This is a genomic window from Roseobacter cerffii (assembly GCF_054226325.1).
In genome coordinates this window covers 701,213-720,655 of the sequence record NZ_CM135757.1, presented here as the reverse complement: position 1 = coordinate 720,655, position 19,443 = coordinate 701,213, and the positions used below count along the sequence as shown (strand labels likewise).

Annotated in this window: 25 protein-coding genes; 12 read left to right on the top strand and 13 right to left on the bottom strand. The window is 60.4% G+C overall.

Features of this window, described 5'->3' with window-relative positions; all coding sequences use genetic code 11:
* The first annotated feature begins 7 nt into the window (after positions 1 to 7).
* Genes ACVC7O_RS03615 through ACVC7O_RS03605 form a run of 3 tightly spaced genes read left to right on the top strand, consistent with a single transcriptional unit; the run spans position 8 to position 3,653 of the window.
* A complete protein-coding gene (locus tag ACVC7O_RS03615; protein WP_458324725.1) occupies positions 8 to 1,780 on the top strand; it encodes an ABC transporter substrate-binding protein in 1,773 nt (590 codons plus the stop codon).
* A 44-nt stretch (positions 1,781 to 1,824) separates the two neighbouring features.
* On the top strand, positions 1,825 to 2,772 hold the full coding sequence (locus ACVC7O_RS03610) for an ABC transporter permease (protein ID WP_458324724.1): 948 nt from the start codon (positions 1,825 to 1,827) through the stop codon (positions 2,770 to 2,772).
* Positions 2,772 to 3,653, top strand: coding sequence for an ABC transporter permease (locus tag ACVC7O_RS03605; RefSeq protein ID WP_458324723.1), 882 nt, complete (start codon positions 2,772 to 2,774; stop codon positions 3,651 to 3,653). The genes ACVC7O_RS03610 and ACVC7O_RS03605 overlap by 1 nt, the downstream gene beginning before the upstream one ends.
* Before the next feature lie 172 nt (positions 3,654 to 3,825).
* Here the strand turns inward: ACVC7O_RS03605 and ACVC7O_RS03600 are convergent, their stop codons facing one another.
* Together ACVC7O_RS03600 and ACVC7O_RS03595 are read right to left on the bottom strand one after the other, a co-directional pair.
* Positions 3,826 to 4,140, bottom strand: a complete 315-nt coding sequence (locus ACVC7O_RS03600) for a muconolactone Delta-isomerase family protein (protein ID WP_458324722.1) — start codon at positions 4,138 to 4,140, stop codon at positions 3,826 to 3,828.
* Positions 4,141 to 4,145: 5 nt separating this feature from the next.
* Positions 4,146 to 5,225 carry an L-dopachrome tautomerase-related protein gene (locus tag ACVC7O_RS03595; protein ID WP_458324721.1) on the bottom strand — a complete coding sequence of 360 codons (1,080 nt, stop codon included), beginning with the start codon at positions 5,223 to 5,225 and terminating at the stop codon, positions 4,146 to 4,148.
* Between the two features lie 52 nt (positions 5,226 to 5,277).
* On the opposite strand from ACVC7O_RS03595, the gene ACVC7O_RS03590 reads away from it, so the two are divergent.
* A complete protein-coding gene (locus tag ACVC7O_RS03590) occupies positions 5,278 to 6,207 on the top strand; it encodes a LysR family transcriptional regulator (RefSeq protein ID WP_458324720.1) in 930 nt (309 codons plus the stop codon).
* Between the two features lie 75 nt (positions 6,208 to 6,282).
* Here the strand turns inward: ACVC7O_RS03590 and ACVC7O_RS03585 are convergent, their stop codons facing one another.
* From ACVC7O_RS03585 to ACVC7O_RS03550, 8 genes are all read right to left on the bottom strand, one after another.
* Entirely contained in the window at positions 6,283 to 7,050 is a 768-nt protein-coding gene (locus tag ACVC7O_RS03585; protein ID WP_458324719.1) for a hypothetical protein, read from the bottom strand.
* A gap of 85 nt (positions 7,051 to 7,135) precedes the next feature.
* Positions 7,136 to 7,396: a hypothetical protein gene (locus tag ACVC7O_RS03580; protein ID WP_458324718.1), complete on the bottom strand. Its 261-nt coding sequence runs from the start codon at positions 7,394 to 7,396 to the stop codon at positions 7,136 to 7,138.
* Positions 7,384 to 7,575: a hypothetical protein gene (locus ACVC7O_RS03575; RefSeq protein WP_458324717.1), complete on the bottom strand. Its 192-nt coding sequence runs from the start codon at positions 7,573 to 7,575 to the stop codon at positions 7,384 to 7,386. The genes ACVC7O_RS03580 and ACVC7O_RS03575 overlap by 13 nt, the downstream gene beginning before the upstream one ends.
* Before the next feature lie 27 nt (positions 7,576 to 7,602).
* A complete protein-coding gene (locus tag ACVC7O_RS03570; protein WP_458324716.1) occupies positions 7,603 to 7,785 on the bottom strand; it encodes a hypothetical protein in 183 nt (60 codons plus the stop codon).
* Positions 7,782 to 8,438 carry an amino acid ABC transporter permease gene (locus ACVC7O_RS03565; RefSeq protein ID WP_458324715.1) on the bottom strand — a complete coding sequence of 219 codons (657 nt, stop codon included), beginning with the start codon at positions 8,436 to 8,438 and terminating at the stop codon, positions 7,782 to 7,784. Before ACVC7O_RS03565 ends, ACVC7O_RS03570 begins: the two co-directional genes overlap by 4 nt.
* Before the next feature lie 101 nt (positions 8,439 to 8,539).
* Positions 8,540 to 8,695: a hypothetical protein gene (locus ACVC7O_RS03560; RefSeq protein ID WP_458324714.1), complete on the bottom strand. Its 156-nt coding sequence runs from the start codon at positions 8,693 to 8,695 to the stop codon at positions 8,540 to 8,542.
* 190 nt (positions 8,696 to 8,885) lie between these two features.
* Positions 8,886 to 9,251 (bottom strand): transporter substrate-binding domain-containing protein, encoded by a 366-nt coding sequence (locus tag ACVC7O_RS03555; protein WP_458324713.1) that lies wholly within the window; start codon positions 9,249 to 9,251, stop codon positions 8,886 to 8,888.
* A gap of 404 nt (positions 9,252 to 9,655) precedes the next feature.
* The gene (locus ACVC7O_RS03550) at positions 9,656 to 9,952 is read right to left on the bottom strand and encodes a MarR family winged helix-turn-helix transcriptional regulator (protein WP_458326027.1); all 297 of its coding nucleotides are present in this window, start codon (positions 9,950 to 9,952) and stop codon (positions 9,656 to 9,658) included.
* A 228-nt stretch (positions 9,953 to 10,180) separates the two neighbouring features.
* On the opposite strand from ACVC7O_RS03550, the gene ACVC7O_RS03545 reads away from it, so the two are divergent.
* From ACVC7O_RS03545 to ACVC7O_RS03530, 4 genes are read left to right on the top strand one after another with little or no spacing between them, the layout of a single operon-like run.
* Positions 10,181 to 10,585, top strand: coding sequence for a VOC family protein (locus tag ACVC7O_RS03545; RefSeq protein WP_458324712.1), 405 nt, complete (start codon positions 10,181 to 10,183; stop codon positions 10,583 to 10,585).
* Positions 10,585 to 11,049 (top strand): VOC family protein, encoded by a 465-nt coding sequence (locus ACVC7O_RS03540; protein WP_458324711.1) that lies wholly within the window; start codon positions 10,585 to 10,587, stop codon positions 11,047 to 11,049. The genes ACVC7O_RS03545 and ACVC7O_RS03540 overlap by 1 nt, the downstream gene beginning before the upstream one ends.
* 10 nt (positions 11,050 to 11,059) lie before the next feature.
* Positions 11,060 to 11,413: a DUF1428 domain-containing protein gene (locus ACVC7O_RS03535; protein ID WP_458324710.1), complete on the top strand. Its 354-nt coding sequence runs from the start codon at positions 11,060 to 11,062 to the stop codon at positions 11,411 to 11,413.
* A 48-nt stretch (positions 11,414 to 11,461) separates the two neighbouring features.
* Complete coding sequence (locus ACVC7O_RS03530) at positions 11,462 to 12,634, top strand: WD40/YVTN/BNR-like repeat-containing protein (protein ID WP_458324709.1); 1,173 nt, start codon at positions 11,462 to 11,464, stop codon at positions 12,632 to 12,634.
* Between the two features lie 252 nt (positions 12,635 to 12,886).
* On the opposite strand, the gene ACVC7O_RS03525 is transcribed toward ACVC7O_RS03530, so the two are convergent.
* From ACVC7O_RS03525 to ACVC7O_RS03515, 3 genes are read right to left on the bottom strand one after another with little or no spacing between them, the layout of a single operon-like run.
* Positions 12,887 to 13,684 carry a metal ABC transporter permease gene (locus ACVC7O_RS03525; protein ID WP_458324708.1) on the bottom strand — a complete coding sequence of 266 codons (798 nt, stop codon included), beginning with the start codon at positions 13,682 to 13,684 and terminating at the stop codon, positions 12,887 to 12,889.
* Entirely contained in the window at positions 13,684 to 14,415 is a 732-nt protein-coding gene (locus tag ACVC7O_RS03520; RefSeq protein ID WP_458324707.1) for a metal ABC transporter ATP-binding protein, read from the bottom strand. Before ACVC7O_RS03520 ends, ACVC7O_RS03525 begins: the two co-directional genes overlap by 1 nt.
* Positions 14,412 to 14,927, bottom strand: a complete 516-nt coding sequence (locus ACVC7O_RS03515; RefSeq protein WP_458324706.1) for a transcriptional repressor — start codon at positions 14,925 to 14,927, stop codon at positions 14,412 to 14,414. Before ACVC7O_RS03515 ends, ACVC7O_RS03520 begins: the two co-directional genes overlap by 4 nt.
* A gap of 55 nt (positions 14,928 to 14,982) precedes the next feature.
* Between ACVC7O_RS03515 and ACVC7O_RS03510 the strand changes: the two genes are divergently transcribed.
* From ACVC7O_RS03510 to ACVC7O_RS03495, 4 genes are all read left to right on the top strand, one after another.
* Positions 14,983 to 16,053 carry a zinc ABC transporter substrate-binding protein gene (locus ACVC7O_RS03510; protein WP_458324705.1) on the top strand — a complete coding sequence of 357 codons (1,071 nt, stop codon included), beginning with the start codon at positions 14,983 to 14,985 and terminating at the stop codon, positions 16,051 to 16,053.
* Between the two features lie 249 nt (positions 16,054 to 16,302).
* Complete coding sequence (locus tag ACVC7O_RS03505; protein WP_458324704.1) at positions 16,303 to 17,517, top strand: GTP-binding protein; 1,215 nt, start codon at positions 16,303 to 16,305, stop codon at positions 17,515 to 17,517.
* Positions 17,514 to 18,173 (top strand): DUF1826 domain-containing protein, encoded by a 660-nt coding sequence (locus ACVC7O_RS03500; protein ID WP_458324703.1) that lies wholly within the window; start codon positions 17,514 to 17,516, stop codon positions 18,171 to 18,173. The genes ACVC7O_RS03505 and ACVC7O_RS03500 overlap by 4 nt, the downstream gene beginning before the upstream one ends.
* Positions 18,174 to 18,194: 21 nt before the next feature.
* Positions 18,195 to 19,358, top strand: a complete 1,164-nt coding sequence (locus tag ACVC7O_RS03495) for an S-(hydroxymethyl)glutathione dehydrogenase/class III alcohol dehydrogenase (protein ID WP_458324702.1) — start codon at positions 18,195 to 18,197, stop codon at positions 19,356 to 19,358.
* Positions 19,359 to 19,443: the final 85 nt, after the last annotated feature.

Below are 19,443 nucleotides of genomic sequence, written 5' to 3'. Positions count from 1 at the left end.
GAGACCCATGACAGAGAAAGATGTTATCAAACGCGCCGAGGCCGAACTGCGGGACGCATATGACTTCGATCCTCGCGATCCGCTGTTTGGACTGAGCAAGGACGACCTGCGCGGCAGCAAGATGACACGGCGCACGACCTTGCGCCTGCTTGCAGCCGGTGGTGCGTTGAGCCTGGCGCAGGTTCTGCCGGGACTGCGCCCGCGCGCGGCGATGGCGGACGGACACGGCGGTGGCGAGTTGAACTGCGCCTGGGCCGGGGTGGGCGAGATCACAACGCTCGACCCAGCTCAGATCGGTCAGGTTCTGCAATTCCAGATCGCGTCGAACATCTATGGCGGCCTCATGCACATCGACAACAACCTGGTCGCGCAGGGCGATCTCGCCGAGAGCTGGGAGGTCAGCGACGACGGTTTGGAATACACGATCAAGCTGCGCGAAGGTGTGACCTTCCACAACGGCGACGCCTTCAACGCGGACGACGTGGTCTTTACCTTCGAGCGCTCAAGCGATCCGGAAAAGTCCCGCCACAGCCGCGTGATCGCGAATGTGGCCGAATTGCAGAAATTGAACGATTTCGAAGTGAAGTTCATCCTCAAGCAGCCGCAAGCCTCCTTCATGACAAAAGCGCTGGAACGCGCGTCCGGCCGGGCGATGACCATCGTGTCCCGCGGCGGTCTGGAAGCGCTCGGAACGGCGCAATACGGCATCACGCCTATCGGGACGGGGCCTTACAAGGTGACGTCGCACACGCTCGGCCAGGCCGTCGTGCTGGAGAAGTTTGCAGACTACTACGACCCCGACCGCCCCAAGCTCGACAAGATCACAATCCAGCCCGTCGATGGGGTCGAGCCCTTGGCGGCAGCCCTTGAGTCCGGTGATATCCAATATGTCGGCGGCAATCCCTTCCCGTCGCAACTGATCGACCGGATGCGGTCGAACCCCGATCTGGTGGTCGACGTGAAGCCGGCGCCCGGCTTCCAGTCTGTCTGGATCAACCCGTGGCACGAGTCCATGAAAGTGACCGACTTCGACAAGTCGCTGGAAGAGTTGAAGCAGGACAAGGGCTTCATGGTGCGGCTGGCCATCGCCAAGGCGCTTGATCGCGATCTCTTCGTCCAGCAGGGCCGCTTCGGCTTTGGCATTCCAGCGCATGGCACGATCAACCCGGCCATGAGCTTTTTCTTCGACGACGGGCTGGCGGAAACATCCGAACAGGCCTTTGACCCCGAGGGTGCAAAGGCGCTGATGGCTGAGGCAGGCTACCCCGATGGCGCCGGCTTCCCCGACCTGAAGCTGCAGACCACCCCCAACACCAAGCGCGACGGCCAAGTCGTGGCCAACATCCTCAAGCAGGTGCTGGGCATCAACGTCCTGGTCGATCCGAAAGATTTCTCCATAGGGATCGAGGAGTTCAACGCCATGGATATCGACCTGCGCCTTGGGGGTTCCGGCGGCGACTACGACCCGGATGACGGCTTGGTCGACTGGATGCAGACCGCGTCGAAATTCAACGGCCCGGACCGCGACAAGGAGATGATGCCCTTCGGCTTCTGGAGCGAGGCGGAAACCGACGCATTGGTCGACCAGCAATCGGTGACCGCGGACCCAGAAGCCCGGCGCGCACTCGTGCAACAGGCGAATGCGATCACGTCCAACAAGGTGGCCTGCGCGTTCCTCTATCACCCGGTCGATGTGCTTGTACACGGCACCGCGGTAAACGTGCCCGAAGACGCGCGCATTCCCGGGCTGCATGAGCTTGATCGCATCTCGCTGGCCTGATTGAACGAAAGGCGGGCGGGCCACCCGGGCCCGCCCGACATCTCATGGCATCATACATCCTCAGACGCCTGATCGGATCGGCGCTCGTCATGCTTGCGGTGGCGACGCTTGTCTTCTTCATGATCCGCCTTGTGCCCGGTGATCCGATTGCCGCCATGCTCGCGGACAGCGGCAGCCCCGAGGCGCGCGAGGCCATGATCCGCAGGCTTGGTCTCGATCAACCGCTCATCGTACAGTTCTGGAAGTGGTTCACCGCGATGCTGCAGGGCGACCTCGGGGCGTCGCTTTACGGCAACAACCAGCCGGTCTCGACGATCCTGCTCGAGGCCCTACCGCGGACACTGTCGCTCGCCTTCCTGTCGTTTGTCATCGCCCTCGCCATTGCCATCCCGGCAGGCATCCTATCGGCCACACGCAAGAATACGGCCACCGATACGACCGTGTCTCTCTTTGCCTTTCTGGGTTTGTCGATGCCCGATTTCTGGCTGGCGATCCTGCTCATCATTGTCTTCGCCGCCAACCTGCAATGGCTGCCCGCAATCGGATATGCACCGCTGTCCGAAGGGTTCTGGCCGTGGCTGAGCCACCTGATCCTGCCGTCAATTGCCATCGGAACCGGTTTCTCCGCAATTATCGCGCGGATGATCCGCTCCTCCATGCTGGAGGTGATGAAGGCCGACTACATGCGCACTGCAGCCTCCAAAGGCCTCACGGTACGCGCTCAGATGTTGCGCCACGCGTTTCCCAACGCGCTGATCCCCGTTGTGACCGTGATCGGGATCGCCTTTGCGCTGCTGATCTCCGGCGCCGTGGTGGTAGAGAACGTTTTTGCCATCAAGGGGCTGGGCCGTGTCCTGATCCAGGGCATTCAGAACCGGGACTATCCGGTTGTGCAGGGCGCGGTGCTGGTCGTCTCGGCCTTCTTTGTGCTCTCAAATCTCGCGGTCGATATCCTCTACGCGGTCATTGACCCCAGAATCCGGTATTCCTGATGACCGACGCATCCACAGGCAACCTCGACCTCCCCGAAACCGTCCCGCCGAAGTCTCGGTTGCGCAGCACATTTGCGCGCGACCGAAAGGCGCAGGTTGGCCTCGTCATTCTCGTCTTCTTTCTGCTGACCGCTCTGCTTGCCCCGCTGATCGCGCCGTTCGACCCCAACGAGATGACGCTGGACATGATGAACAGCCCCTCGGCGAAACATTGGCTGGGCACCGACGATCTGGGGCGTGATCTGCTGTCACGGATCATCTGGGGCACGCAGATTTCCTTGCTGGTCGGCGTCTCCACGGTCGCGCTTGCGCTGGTGGCGGGTGTGGCGCTTGGCGTGCTGGCGGGTTACTACGGCGGCTGGATCGACAACATCATCATGCGCTACATCGATCTGCAGTGGGCCTTCCCCAACTTCATCATCGCCGTCTATCTGGTCGCGGTTTTCGGGACCGGGTTGCTGAATGTCATCGTGGCCATTGCGCTGGCTTTCCTGGACGACTTTGCCCGCATCGCGCGGTCCATGGTGCTGACCCTGAAGGAAGAACAATTCATCGATGCGGCCCGCGTCCAGGGGTTTTCCGATGCGCGGATCATGTTCCGACACATCCTGCCCAACGCCCTGGCCCCCATCATCGTACAGGCCACCGTGAGCGTCTCTTACGCTATTCTTGGCGAGGCGTCGCTGTCGTTCCTGGGGCTCGGCGTAGGACCGAACACACCGACGTGGGGGCTGATCCTGGCAGATGGCCGCAGCTTCATCTCGCAAGCCTGGTGGCTTGGCGTCTACCCAGGTGTCGCCATCATGCTGGTTGTTCTGGCAATCAACTTTGTCGGCGATGGGCTGCGGGACGCGTTGGATGTGCGAGAGACCGGCAACTGAGTGCACGGCCTCTCAGAACTCAGGTCCATCGTCTTGGCACTTTCGCAATGCGCTCTGGCGGCTGACGTCAAATGCGACCGGCTATGCGCCTGGAGCTGATGCCGTTTCGCCGCGGGCCGCCCAAAGCCTATCGTCCGCTGTAAGACCATGCTGCTCGTTCGAAACCGCCTCCCTAGCGGCCGATCCGGTCCTTGACGTCGGCTGCAAAGTCTTCGTAGCGCCGAAGCGACTTCACATCGACCTGAACATGGTGACCCATCTTCTGCATGATCGGCAGATCGAACAGGATCTGATCCAGCGCATCAGGCGACGCGACATCGACAATGGCGAGGACCTTGCGCTCGCCCACGACTTTCCAAAGGTCTTTCACCACTCCGGCAGATTTCGCACCTAGCGCAGCCTCGGCTTCCTCGGCCCAGACGCCGAGCAGGCCCTGCTGTTGCATTGTGGCGTCGTATTCCACCGTAAAGTCCAGACGATACAGCATGCCCATTACCTTCCGTTGATGGCCGGTCCAAGCGCGGGGAAGCGCACGATGCGGTAGGTGCCAAGCGACGCATCCTCGCCGCCGTTCAGCACAGGAGAGCGGTGCAACTCGTTGATCGTGGCATAAACATACCCGTCGATGCCCATGGAAAACCCGTCCGGCCAGGGCAAATCCTCATCGGACTGGAACAGCACCTCATATGTGCCGTCCGGCTTGGTCACGCCGATGGCGTTGTCGGTCATCGCGGTGATGTAGACATTGCCATCGGCGTCAATGGTGGAGCCGTCAGAGATGACCTTGTTGCCGTAGCGCTCGACCTTTGCCGCCAGCCCGTCATCGCTCAGGCTCTCGTCCAGCAGATCTGCGGTGCGGACGCGGTACATCGCACTCGCGGTCATCGGCGCAAAATACACCCAGGTGTTGGTCGGATCGATCGTGATCGGGTTGATGCCAATCTTCGCGGGATTGTCCCCGAGCTTGATCTCGCGCCCGTCGATGATCATTGGCGTGTCTTCCGGAACTGTGAAGCGGCTGCCTTCGAGCGCCCGGCGCGCGCGACCGGTGGTCATGTCGATCACGATGATGGCGGAGTTCGCACCATCACCGGTGTCCGAGATATAGATCGCTTCATGCTCTCGGTCGACCGCCAGATCGTTCAGAAACGATGTCGGACGCGCTGCGGGCTGACCAACATAGTAAATCGCGTGCAACTCTTCGGTGTTCGTGTTCCAACCGACAACTCGCCCGGTCTGCCCCTCACCTTGTCCGTCGAGCATCCAGAGAATACCTTCGCGGTCCGCGCGCAGGCCCAAAACGCCCCGCAAGCCGTCCGCGTCCTGTTGCGGCGCGCGGGCCCAAGTCTCTGTCGGATATGGCTTGGTGCTGCCGTCCGGCATCACCTCGACCACGCGTAACTCCGGACCGTAAAACTCGTGAACAGACATGAACATTCGGCCGTCGGGGCCAATGGCCAGATTGCCGGGCGGCATATCTTTGGGAAACTCCAGATATGTCTCCAAACCCCCTGCGGCGACCGGGCCGACAAGAGCAACAACTGTGGCGGTGGCGCTGAGCAAGCGTAGCATGACTATCTCCTCCATTACGTTGCATCTGGAGTACGACAGTTGAACTGGTTAAATGAAGGCGTCAGATTCAGAAACCAGTGTTCGAAAATATCGAATGTATTCAATTGATGATCTCAGGACCTTTGTCGCTATCGCGGAGGCCGAGGGCGTAACCTCCGGTGCCCGGAGGGTTGGCATCTCGCCCGCGACGGCCAGCCATCGGCTGAACAAGCTTGAAACAGCGCTGAAACTCACTCTGTTTCATCGCAATAGCCGCATGTTGAAATTGACCCACGAAGGGCAGATCTTCTTTGAGCGCACCCAGAACATTCTTGCCGATCTCGTTCAGGCGGAACGTGACGCGGGAAGTGGGCTGGCCGAGTTAGCCGGTCGCATCCGGGTAACTATGTCGCCCTGGATCCTGTCCCGCTTTGTCCTGCCCGCCCTGCCCGCCTTTCAGCAAAAGCATCCAAAGCTGACGTTTGATTTCCTGGCCGTGGATCGTTTCGTTTCTCTGTCTACGGAAGGGCAGGATTGCGCAATTCGCGTGGGCACTCTCTCCGACAGCGCCCTCGTCGCCCGAAAGCTCTGCGACAACCAGCGCATCATCTGTGCCGCGCCGGAGTTCTTGTCCCGCTACGGTACGCCGCAGGATGGCCGAAGCACGCTCGACTATCCGTGGGTGTGCTTGCCATGGCAGACGAGGATCGCGCTGGCCGATGCCAAGGGCAGACGCAGAGATGTTACGGTCCGGTCCAGTGTGCTCGTGTCAAACTCCGACACGCTCACCGATGCGGTCGTGCGCGGTCTGGGCCTCGGCATCAAATCACGGCTTGCCGTCAAGGATGAACTGGACAGCGGGCGTCTCGTCGAAGTTTCGCCGGGATCGCTCTGGGCGCCCGATGCGCCAATTTGGTTCGTCTATCCACCCGAAGCGCGCTCAGCAATGAAGATCGAATTGTTCAGTGACTTCGTGTCCAACTGCTTTCAGTCGGCGCGATGACGGGGACAACCAAGCTTCCACTGATGCGCAGCAAGACCAGCCGCCGCCATCTGCTCGAGCACGATCTGGGCGAGCTCAAAACATCATGCAATCGGCGCCCGGCGGCAAGGGCGCGGCACCCAGTGGCAGCGTGGGCGTGTAGTCGAATGTCACAATTTGCGCGCCGCCGTCAAACGCGATGAACAGCTGATCGGACCCGGGCCGGATGGCGATCCCCTCGGGGTCGTTGCCGTATTCCAGCAGGCTCGCTTGCGCCAAAAGCTCCCCGTCGGCCGCAAATTCATACAGGCTGTTGGACCCTTCCCAATCATCGACGATCAGGAGGTGACCGGTGCGCGGATCGATCGCGATCCCCTGCGCCTCGCTCAGCGGTGGCGACAATTCCATCGTATTCATCTGGGTCTTCAGCGTGCCAGTTGGGCTGAACCAGGACAAGCGCTCAGGGTCGTCCTCGACCGTCACGATGTCTCCATTCGCGGCGATTGCAATGCCCTCGGTGTCCGCGAACCCACCGTCTAGGGTGAAAGGTGGCCCCAAGGCTTCACCATCTTTCGTCAGTCTCTGCAGCTTGCCAGAGCCATCCCCGACAAGCAGGTGATCACCCTCGAGTGAGATTGCCTTGATCCGAAAGAGATCACTGCTCACCCGCCGCAACTCGTCGCCCTGCAGGGTCACCAACACCGCTTCTGGCCCCTCATTCGCGATCCACAAGCCACAGAATGTGGGATCATAATCGAGGCTGGCCGGGCGGTTGAGATCGTATCGCCCGGTTTCTTTCAAGTCCAAAGCAGCTGCGGGTGGAGCTGCGGCCATCATCAGGAGAAACATCAAACCCGTGCGCATGTGATCCTCATCATCCTGTTCCTCTCTTGAGGTGTTCTGATTTGCGCGATGGTCAATGCTGAACAAGCGCATGGCCTCGGCCGACCTACCTCTGTCTCTCGGCACGTTTCTCCAGAAAACGGGCGTACCAGGTCAGTGGAAAGCACAGACAGAAGAAGATCACTGCAACCATCCCGTAGACCTTGAAGGGCTCGAAGGTGGCATTGTTGATTACGCCCGAGACGCGCACCAGTTTCTCGAAACCGATGATCGAGGTGACGGCAGTTGCCTTGATGAGCTGGACCAGAAACCCGACCGTCGGCGCGCGCACGTAGGACAGCGCCTGCGGCAGGATCACCAGCCGCATTTGCTGGCTCCAAGCAGACCCAGTGCGGTGCTGCCATCCCATTGGCACTCGTCAACAGCCGCCACCCCGCCACGCCAGATCTCACCCGGAAAAGCACTGGCATAGAAGGTCAGACCAAGGGCTGCGACAGTCGAGGCTTCGATCCTAACGTCGATCATGGGAAAGCCGAAAAAAATCATGGAGAGCTGCAGCAAAAGCGGGGTGCCCTAAAACAAGCCGATTGATGCCGCGGCCGCGCGGCGCAGCAGTTTGCGCTTGGAGATGCGCATCGACATGATGATCAGGCCGACGACCCCGCCGCCGACAAAGGTTACAAAAGATAGCACAATCGTCCAGCGGGCGGCGAGGAGCAAGTTGCGCAGGATGTCCCAGTTGCTGAACTCGATCATGTGATCCCCGCCGCCAGATGGCGTTTGCCCAGGTAGACCAGCGTGCGCCTCAGCGCGAGAGACATGGCCAGATAGACCAGAGCGATGGTGAGATAAGTCTCGAAGGCGCGGAAGGTGCGTGCCTGCCACAGCTCGGCCTCATGGGTGAGCTCGCGCACGGCGATCTGCGACACGACGGCTGATTCCGGCATCATGATGATGATCTGGCTGACGAGTGCGGGATAGATCAAGACCATCGCTTGCGGCAGGATGATTTTCCCGAAACTCACATAGGGCCGCAGCCCGAGCGCCTTGGCCGCATCGCGCTGACCATCGGGCACCGCGTCCAGCCCGGCGCCAATCACTTCGGTCGTGTAGGCGATCATGTTCAGGGTCATCGCCAGTAACGCCGCAGCCATCGGGTCCAGCCGAAGCCCGATTGCGGGCAGTCCGAAGAAGATGAAAAACAGCTGCACCAGAAAGGGTGTGTTGCGGATCACTTCGACATAGGCCACCACGTCAGCCCGCAGAAGCCGCAGGCCACTGCGCTTGGCCGCAGCGAGACAGATGCTGAGGATCACCCCGATAACGGTCGTGATCGCGATCAGCATCAACGTGGTCGAGGCGCGGCGACCGATAGCCGCCAGCGCCTCCCAAGCGATGTCGGGCGTCAAGGCAAAGCCCCTTCAGATCACTCCGCGTTCAGATTGGCCGGATCGAGCGGCGTGCTCAGCCATTTCTCGGACGCCGCATTCAATGCCCCCGAGGATAGCATTTACCCAATGGCTTCATCCAAGACGGCTTTAAACGGTTCTTCGTCCTTGTTGAGTGCCACCCGCGACGGCGAGGTCAAAAGCTGGAACTTCTGCTCCGGGGCAAGCGCCTCCTGCCGGGCCAGAACCTGTGCGCCCACATCGTTGCCGACGACCATCGGGTCGGCTTGACCCGAGATGAAGGCCTATTGACCGCGCTATAATTGTCGAAACGGCCGACCTCGGTGTCCTCAGCGGCCACCTCGGTCAGCGACGTGCCTCCAGCGTACCCCGGTCGACCGCGACGGTCTTACCGGCCAAATCATCCGGCCCTTCAACCGTCATGACCACCGGACCAATGACCGCAACTTAGGAAGGCGCATAGGCCGCTGCGTAGTCGATCACCTGGGCGCGTTCGTCGCTATAGCCAACGCTGAGCAGGATATCGACACGCCCATCATTCAGCAGAGGGATGCGGTTCTGACCAGTCACGCTGACCAGATTGTCTTCTACCCCCATCTTCTCCGCAATGAAATTCGCAACATCGACGTCATATCCTTGGATGCTCAGATCGGAACTGGCCGAGGAGAACAGCGGGAAGCCCGAAAAGATGCCCACTTTGATCTGGCCCGCCGCCTTGATGTCGTCCAGCGCGTCAGCGGATGCAGACAGGGCACTGAGCCCCAGCATAACAAAGGCACCTGCGCAGGTCGCAAGTTGCTTCAAAACAGTCATCACATCTCTCCCACCGAGTTTGCTGATGTCGTTCACAGTGACCGACTATGCGGAAGTGTCCGAGCAGATAGGATGGATGAAAATGGCAGTTCTATCGTCGGGCGTGTGCGACGATCAAAACGCCCCGCCCTTTCAAATTCGGCGCGCCCTTGCACGATTGATGTGCAGCAAATCGCATCCGCCCGTGCCGTTGGCAGCAGAGGGCGACAATGCACGATGTCATCGGAAAGAGCGGTGTCGGGCTTGCTCCGGTCGCCAAAACCTATGAGGTTTGCCGAACCGCTGCGCGACACTTCGCAATGCTCGCTTTACTGCGACTTTGCCGCGCCTTGGGAATGGTGTTGCTTCGCTTGATCACGCTGGCTTCTCTGATGATTTGGGGCGCCGATCAAGACATGCCGAGATCAGCCGAAGGACAACGCTTGCAAGTCCTCCTTCAAGGATGCGTTGTCGTCCCTGCCAAGCACTGCATCGACATCATCGTGGGTTTGCCGCCAGATTGGCACTGCCTGGACCAGAAGATCACGCCCGGCGTCCGTCAGCGTGATACGTCGGCTTCGCTTGTCCTCCTCATCAACAACCAGCATCAAAAGACCCCGTCGTTCCAGAGGTTTGAGATTGGCCGTCATCGTCGTCCGGTCCATGGCCAGAAAGTGGGCAAGCTCCCCAACCCGCGGCGCGCCAGGACGATTCAACGCCATGAGGAGCGAGTATTGCCCGTGGCTCAACCCAAGGGGCCGCAGCGCCTCATCAAAGCGGCGCGCCATCGCTCGCGCGGCGCGTTGAAGGTGCAAGCACAGGCACCGGTCGCGAACCTCATGCGTCACCTCGATTGGCAGATCTGCTCTCATGGATATCAATTACGTTGACATCAACGTAATTGTCAATATTTTGAAGAACCAAGGAGTGATTCCTCAAGGGGCATGCTCATGAACACCTACATCAACTTGCCGGTTCAGAACCTGTCACGCTCGCGGCGGTTCTTTGAGGCGCTTGGATTTGCCTTCAACGACCAGTTCAGTGATGAGACCGCGCTCAGCATGGTCATCGGAGAGACATCCTTCGCGATGTTGCTGACACATGAGAAATTTCGCAGCTTCACCGATAAGCAGATTGCCGACACCAGCAAGACCATCCAGGTCCTGGTCGCGCTGCAGTTGGAGAGCAAAGACGCGGTCACCGACATGATGGCGACGGCTGTAAAACACGGTGGTGCGGAGGCGCGCGCGCCAGATGACCATGGCTTCATGTACGGTCATGCCTTCACCGATCCGGATGGCCATATCTGGGAGCCCTTCTGGATGGACACCCAAGCCGCCTCGGGAGCAACCTGATGCAACGCGTCCGCACCTGTTTGTGGTTCGAAAAGGACGGCGCGAATGCGGCCGAATTCTACGTGTCCTTGCTGCCCGGGAGCCAGATGGAAACGGTTCTGGCGCCCGGCGGCGCCGAGCCATTGCTGGTCAACTTCACGCTGGCGGGGACGCCCTATCAGATCCTCAACGGTGGATCCCATTTCAAGTTCTCCGAGGCGGCCTCCATCAGTGTGCTCGCCAATGACCAGGAGGACATTGACCGGCTCTGGCATGCGCTGACGGCGAATGGCGGAGAGGAAGGCCAGTGCGGATGGCTCAAGGACCGCTGGGGAGTGTCCTGGCAAATCTATCCGCAGGCCCTGCTCGATATGCAAACCGCAGACGATCAGGTGGCCGCCGAACGGGCCCGTCAAGAGATGTATACAATGAAGAAGCTCAACATTGCCGCCTTGAACGCCGCGTTTGCCGGCTCCTCAACATAGGGAGATCCTCATGTCTTACATTACCGTAGCCGCCTATGCCGTACCGACGGCAAACAGGGAGGCCTTTATCGCGCACTCAAAGGAACTCACGCCCCTTTTCAAGAAGCACGGGGCTCTCGCCGCCGTCGATGCCTGGGGCGATGACGTGCCGGACGGCGAGACCACATCCTTTCCGATGGCGGTGAAGTGCGAAGCGGACGAGACCGTCGCCTATTCCCACATCATCTGGCCGGACAAGGAGACGCATGACGCCAATATGCAGAATGTCATGGCGGACATGGAGCACGCCATGCAGGACAACCCCATGCCCTTCGATGGCAAGCGCATGATCTTCGCCAGTTTCCAGACGGTGGTTGAGGCATAGGGTGGCCGAGGGAACGCTCCAAACGCATTAAATGAAAAAGGGCCACCAATGTCAGAGACGGACCTGACGATCCTCGTTGGCACCACAAAGGGTGCGTTTCTCCTTCGGCCAGACCCAATAGGCGGCCAATGGTCGACCCACGGCCCGTTCTGTGACGGCTGGCCGATCAATCACCTCGCAGGCGATCCGGAGACCGGCACCATCTGGGCCGGCGGTGGCGGAGATTGGAGCGGCGCTGGCGTGTGGCGGTCGGATGATGGCGGAGAGACATGGGACGTCACGCGATTGACCAAGGGCGAGATGGACACCTGGGCCGCCAACGACCCAGGGTTCGCTGAAATGATCGGGTGGACGGAAACAGAGCTGCCATTTGGCGAAACGTTCTCTCAAATCTGGTCGCTGCATCATACCAACGGCACGCTCTATGCGGGTGCCAAACCTGCAAACCTGCTGGCCAGCCACGATGGGGGACAGACATGGGAGCAACTGAGCGGTCTGACGGAGCACGACTCCGCCGACACCTGGGCTCCCGGCGCGGCCGGGCTCGTTCTGCACACCATCATTTCCGATCCGGACAACCCGAAGAAGCTCTGGATTGGCATTTCGGCCGCCGGCGTGTTTGCGACGGAGGACGGCGGCAAGTCATGGGAGCGGCGAAACCGGCTGTCTAATGCGCAGAACTGCGGGCATCACGATCACCCAGCAGCCCCGCGTGACGGTGAAACGGGGCATTGCGTGCACAACATCATGCGCGCCAAGGGGGCGGATGACCTGCTCTATCAGCAAAACCACCATGGCGTCTGGCGGTCCTCTGACGGCGGGCGCAGTTGGGACGACATCACCGATGGCCTGCCATCGACCTTTGGTTTCCCGATCCGCGTCCATCCCCACGATCCCGATACGATCTGGACAGTGCCACTCAACGGCGACTCAATCGGTCGCTTCCCACCCGATGCGGCGGCCGCCGTCTGGCGGTCTCGAGACGGCGGCAAAAGTTGGGAAGCCTTGCGCAATGGGTTGCCGCAGACTGGCTGCTACTTCACGGTGTTGCGTCAAGCGATGGCAGGGGATGGCCGAAATCCAGCTGGTCTATACTTCGGCACAAACAGCGGTTCCGTGTTTGCCAGCCATGACGAAGGCGACACCTGGGAAGAGATTGCGCGGCACTTGCCGACCATTCTCGGAGTCGAGGCCATCGAGTTTCCCCAAGCAGTGCTTTAGTCACAGCACTCAGACGCGACATGTGGCAAAGCGAAACCTTGTCCGCAAAGACGTGGACGCCCTTGGGGGCTTTACGCAATTCGGCCCGCTGAGCGAAGCATCAGGGTACGCGCTGTTGTGTCAACCGCCACGTTGCCCGCGTCCCTAAGGATAAAGAGTTCCGTCTTTCGAAAGTAGGCGCGCGTTTCTTGCCTCCCGTAAGTTGCTCCGGTCGGCGCTTGGCATATCCCTTTCAGGTTTCAATCGGCCGCTCTAGGCGCCAATTCTGCTGCGCCATCCGAAGAGGTTCAAAACGGCAAAGAGGATCGCCGCGACGCAGACGATCGACGGGCCGGCAGGTGTGTCGAGAACATATGCGCCTTGCAGACCAGCGACTGCGGAAACGGCTCCGATCACAGCCGCGATCACCGCCATGGCTTCAGGCGTGCGCGCCAAACCCCGCGCAGCGGCCGCAGGTATAATCAGCAACGCGGCAATCAAGAGAACCCCGACCACCTTGATCGCCACAGCCACAGTGATCGCCAAGGATAGGGTCAGGATCAGTTGCTCACGGTGGGGGTTTAGACCGCTCGCGTAGGCCAGCTCTTCGTTCAGCGTGGCAGTCAAAAGGGAGGACCACCTCCAGGCGATGAGGGCAATCACGAGAACCGCGCCGCTCCAGATGATCAAGAGGTCTAAGCGCGAGACGGCAAGAATGTCTCCAAAGAGATAGGCCATAAGGTCGATCCGAACCCCGGACAGAAAGGAGACAGCGACGAGACCAAATGCGAGGGCGGAGTGGGCCAGCACGCCCAAAAGCGTATCCATCGCGTACCCACGCCCAGCCAACAGTGTCACGGCAAACGCCATGACCAGCGCCACGGCAAGCACGCCCGGAAAGATCGACACCTCGAATGCAAGCGATAGGGCTACGCCGAGAATGGCGGCATGGGCCGTGGCATCGCCGAAGTACGCCATCCGCCGCCAGACCACGAAACAGCCCAAAGGCGCGGCTGCAAACGCCACGCCCACTCCGGCCAGCGTGGCGCGGGTCATGAAATCATCAAGCATTACTCGGCGGCCTCGTGACTGTGGGAATGGTCATGATCGTGATCATGCCGGTAGAGCGCCAGCGCGCCTCCGGTTCCCGTACCAAAGAGCGCGCGGTACTCAGGGGCGGATGCGACAACCGCAGGCGTACCCTCGCAGCATACATGACCATTGAGGCAGATCACCCGGTCCGACGCGCTCATGACGACGTGCAACTCATGGCTGATCATCAGAACGGCACAGCCGGTCTCGCGACAAACGGCTTCAATCTGCCGGTAGAAGGCCGCCGACCCCGGTTGGTCGAGCCCTTGGGTCGCTTCATCCAAAAGCAGGACGTCAGGCTGGTTTATCAGGGCCCGTGCCAGAAGGACACGCTGAAACTGACCGCCCGAAAGCTGCGTCATCTGCCGCTTCAAAAGGTCAGGAACGCCAGCCGTGCTCAATGCCTCTTTGCAGCGCGCGCGCGACACACGCTCGGTCAAGCGCATGAAACGTTCAACAGTGATCGGCAAGGTCGGATCGATATGCAGGCGTTGCGGCACATATCCAATCTTCAGGCCGGGTTGCAATGAAATGTCACCTTTGGCCGCGTCTGTGGCACCGATAATGGCGCGAAAGAGGCTCGTCTTGCCCGACCCGTTCGGCCCGACGATGGTGACGATCTCGCCAGGATCGAGCGTTAAGGAGACGTTTTTGAGAACGGTATGGCCGCCGTACGTGACGGCGAGGTTTTGAACTGCGATCAGGCTCATGCGTCAGCCTTGTCCAGACAGTCCGGGCAGACGCCTTCCGCTTCAACGACCGTTTTTTCGATTTGAAACCCGGCGGCACGTGCTGCTTTGCCAAGCTCTCCTTGCGCAGGCGCCGACTGCGTTTCAGCCACAGCATCGCACAGGCGGCAAATCATAAAGGCGGGTGAGTGATTTTCACCGGGATGGGCGCAGGCAACAAACGCATTCAACCGTTCGATCTTGTGCACAAACCCGTGCTCAGACAAGAAATCGAGGGCGCGATAAGCCACCGGGGGCTGCGATCCAAAACCGGCTTCGCGCAGCATGTCCAAGATGGCATAGGCCCCAAGTGCCCGATGCTCCTGAAGCAACAACTCCAGCACCTTGCGCCGCACAGGCGTCAAACGCAGACCCATTTCCGCGCATTTTGCTTCGGCGGCCGCGAGCGCATGATCCACACAAAGACCGTGATCGTGTTCTTCGAAGCCACGCGTCTGGGTCTCGTCCGGCCCGGAATTGAGGTTGCTTGTCATAAAGTTTCATATCGGATAGAGGAAAGTAACGTTATAAAATCACACGAGAGACCCGATGTCCAGAATGCTTCTCCCCATCTCCGTTTCGGCAGCCTTGATCGGCGGCACGACACTTGCCGACGTGCCCAATGTTGCTGTTGACATTGCGCCGGTCCACTCGCTCGTCGCCCGCGTGATGGAGGGGATCGGCGAACCAAGCCTGATCGTTCAGCCCGGAGCGTCGCCGCACGAATACAGCCTGCGCCCGTCCGAGGCGGCGGCTCTGCAAGAGGCTGACCTCGTGTTCTGGATTGGCGAAGACCTGGCCCCCTGGATGGAAGATGCCGTCGACACATTAGCCACCGGCGCCGCGGTCACCGCACTTCTGGAGGCGGATGGGACAACTCTGCTTGAGTTCAGGGAAGGCGCGCTGTTCGAGGCGCATGATCACGATGACCATTCTGAAGAAGATCATGCGGGCCACGACGATCATGACGATCATGGTGACGAGGATCACGCAGAGCATAAGGATCACGACACGCATGGCGACGAGGACCATGCAGATCATGATGACCATGCCCACGACGACCATGAAGAGCACGCGAGCCATGACGAAGAGCATGATCACGCACATGGCGATCACGACCCACATGCCTGGTTGTCCCCACAAAATGCCAGCACCTGGTTGAACGTGATTGCCGCGCAGCTTTCGGCGGCGGACCCGGACAATGCGGGGGCCTACTTCGCCAATGCCGCCGCGGCCCGAACAGAGATGGAAACCCTGTCAGCAGATGTCCGGGCAACACTCGATCCCGTGCGCGGCGGTCGTTTCATCGTCTTTCATGATGCGTACCAGTACTTCGAAGCCGACTTCGACTTCCCGGCCTCTGGCGCGATCTCTCTGGGCGATGCCTCCGACCCCAGTCCGGCCCGGATTGCCGAAGTCCAGGCTCGTATTCGCGATGAAGGCGTCGACTGCGTTCTGGCAGAACCTCAGTTCAACCCAGGCATCGTGGCGACAGTTCTTGACGGCACCACCGCCAAGACCGGCGTGATCGACCCGTTGGGCGCCGCGCTCGAACCCGGTGCAGCGCTCTATCAAGAACTGATCGCCAATATGGCGAAGACACTCGCCGACTGCCTGTAATCCTTTAACCTGATCCGGCTGCCGCGTGACGGCAGCCGGGGACACAACTCACGACCGAGCCAGCACACAAGATGAATCGCCACTGCAAATCGAGCGCCAATCCAAAATGTAACGTTATTACATTATATCTTTTGATGTATAAGTCACGGAGTATCCGGGCCACCGCGCCGACCCAGTCGAACGCTCACCAAAAGAAGCCCGTCGCGCGCGCAGCGCTCCTTCCGATCCCCTATCCTGAGAGGTAACGAAATGAACGATCCCCGCCTTCCCGTTACGGTGTTGTCCGGCTTTCTTGGTGCCGGCAAGACGACGTTGCTGAACCGAGTGCTCAATAATCGCGAAGGCCGCCGGGTTGCGGTCATCGTCAACGATATGTCCGAGGTGAACATCGACGCCGATCTGGTGCGGGCCGATACCGAGCTGTCGCGGACGGATGAAACATTGGTCGAGATGTCGAACGGCTGCATCTGCTGCACCCTGCGCGACGACCTGCTGGACGAGGTGCGCCGCCTCGCCGCAGAAGGTCGGTTCGACTATTTGCTGATTGAATCCACTGGGATTTCGGAGCCCCTCCCCGTCGCGGCCACCTTCGATTTCCGCGACGAATTTGGCGATAGCCTCAGCGACGTGGCCCGGCTCGACACGATGGTCACCGTCGTGGACGCTGTGAACCTGCTGAAGGACTTCTCAAGCCACGACTTCCTGCGTGACCGTGGCGAGGTGATGGGCGAAGCAGACGAACGCACGTTGGTGCATCTGCTGACCGATCAGATGGAGTTTGCCGATGTGGTGATCCTGAACAAGGTCGCCGATGCAACGCCGGACCAGGTCGACGCGGCGCGCAAGATCATCCGCAGCCTGAATGCGGATGCGGAGATCATCGAGACCAACCATTCACAGGTTGCGGCGGAAAAGATCCTCGATACAGGTCTCTTTGACTTCGACAAGGCGCATGAGCACCCGATGTGGGCCAAGGAGCTCTACGGCTTTGCGGACCATGTGCCCGAAACCGAGGAATATGGGGTCACCAGCTACGTCTACCGTGCACGACAGCCGTTCATCCCTGAAAAAATCCTTGCCGTGCTCAATGGCGATATGCCCGGGGTGATCCGCGCGAAAGGGCACTTCTGGATCGCGACAAGGCCCGAATGGGTCGCCGAGTTCTCACTCGCCGGGGCGCTCTCCAGCGTGAAACCGATCGGGACCTGGTGGGCTAACGTTCCAAAAGAGCGCTGGCCCGAACATGCCTCAGCGCAGGCCTACATCAAGCAACATTGGATGGAGCCTTGGGGCGACCGTCGGCAAGAGCTGGTCTTCATCGGGTCCGACATCGACTGGGCGGCGCTCAAAGCCAAGCTGGATGCCTGCCTCGTGCCTGCCGTTGTAGCCGCAGGACCCGATGCGCTGCCCTTGGACATGCCAGACCCCTTCCCGGGGTGGCGTCGGGTGGAGGACGCCGCATGAACATGCTGCGTGAAACCGTGAAAGACGCTGCCGTTGGCGTCGGCGTTGCCAGTGGGCTCGAGGGGTTGTCGGCCATTCACCATCCCGGATGCGCTGCCAGCCTCTGGCTGCGGGACCGCAGCGAAAGGCTTGCGGCTTGGCTGGACAGTCTTGCGCCCGATCAACTACCGAAGACCCGAGTGGTCCTCCGTCCCGACCGCGTCAAAGACGCCCTACTGCAGATCTGTGAGATTGCAGAGACGCCGGAGTGCGCTGAACGCGCCGAGCTGATCGAGGATGCCAGCGCGCTCGCCACCTCCTTTGCCCGCTTGATGAATGCGCCCTACTTGCGGCTGCGCTTCGATGTGATCACCACCAACGCCTGTCGGCGCTTCCATATCGATGCGGTCACCGCACGGCTGGTCTGCACCTATCGTGGCACGGGCACGCAATACGGGGTGTCACTCGATGGGGCCGAGCCCACCCGCGTCTTTACGACCCCAACAGGTGCGCCAATCATCTTACGTGGAACGCTCTGGCCTGAAACGCCAAAGTCCGGCCTGCTGCACCGCTCGCCGCCCATTGAAGGGACCGGCGAGACGCGGCTTGTCCTCGTGCTCGATCCGGTCGTCGATCTGAAAGACCAGCCGGAGCTTGGAACTGTCATCCGTCATTGAAGGAAAGAGGAGGTCCGACCAATGAAAACACGTGCAGCCATCGCGTGGGAGCCCAACCGCCCACTTGAGATCGAAGAAATTGATCTGGAAGGCCCGAAAGACGGCGAAGTCCTCGTCCGGATCGTCACCACCAGCCTGTGCCACACGGACGTCTTTACCCTGTCCGGTGAAGACCCAGAGGGGCTCTTTCCTTGCATTCTGGGTCACGAAGGCTGCGGCGTCGTCGAAGAGGTCGGTAAAGGCGTGACGTCGGTTAAACCCGGTGACCATGTGATCCCGCTTTATGTGCCGGAGGATCCGAACTGCCCCTACATCAAATCCGGCAAGACCAACCTCTGCCAGACAATCCGGCAGACCCAAGGGGCTGGCCTAATGCCCGATGGCACGTCGCGGTTTTCCTACAAGGGTAAGCAGATCCTGCACTACATGGGCACCAGCACCTTCAGCGAATACACCGTGCTGCCAGAGATTTCGGTGGCGAAGATCGCGAAAGAGGCACCGCTGTCGAAGGCCTCGGTCATGGGCTGTGCGGTGCCGACCGGTATGGGGGCCGTACGCAACACTGCCAAGGTTGAGGCGGGTGCGACCGTCGCGGTCTTTGGCCTCGGCGCTGTCGGCATGGCCGTCATTCAAGGCGCGGTGATGAGTGGGGCATCGAAAATCATCGGGATTGACGTCAACCCATCCAAGTTCCTGCTGGCCAAGGCACTTGGGGCCACTGAGTGCATCAACCCCAAGGACTATGACGCGCCGATCCAGGAGGTTCTGGTCGAGATGACTGGCGGCGGCCTGGATTACACCTTCGAAGCCGTCGGCAACGTGGATCTGATGCGCGCCGCCCTCGAGGCCTGTCATAAGGGCTGGGGCGAATGCACGGTGATCGGCGTTGCGGGCGCGGGTCAGGAAATCTCGACACGGCCTTTCCAACTGGTCACGGGCCGGGTCTGGCGCGGCACCGCCTTTGGCGGCGTGAAGGGCCGCAGCGAACTGCCGGGCATGGTGGATGAATGGATGCGCGGTGATTTCAGCGTGGACCCCTACATCACACACCACATGACCCACAGTCAGATCAACACCGCGTTTGATCTGTTGAAAGCGGGCGAGTCGATCCGCTCGGTGATCCACTTCCAGCCGGATCAGACAATGACAGTGAACTCGCTGCCGGGGGAACTAGTCCCCGGGTGATCGACTGGATTAAGACTAGGTCGGCTCAGGCCTTCCCTTCGCCGTTCTCTCAATGTGCAGGAGTTGAAGGCGATCGCCCCTGAGG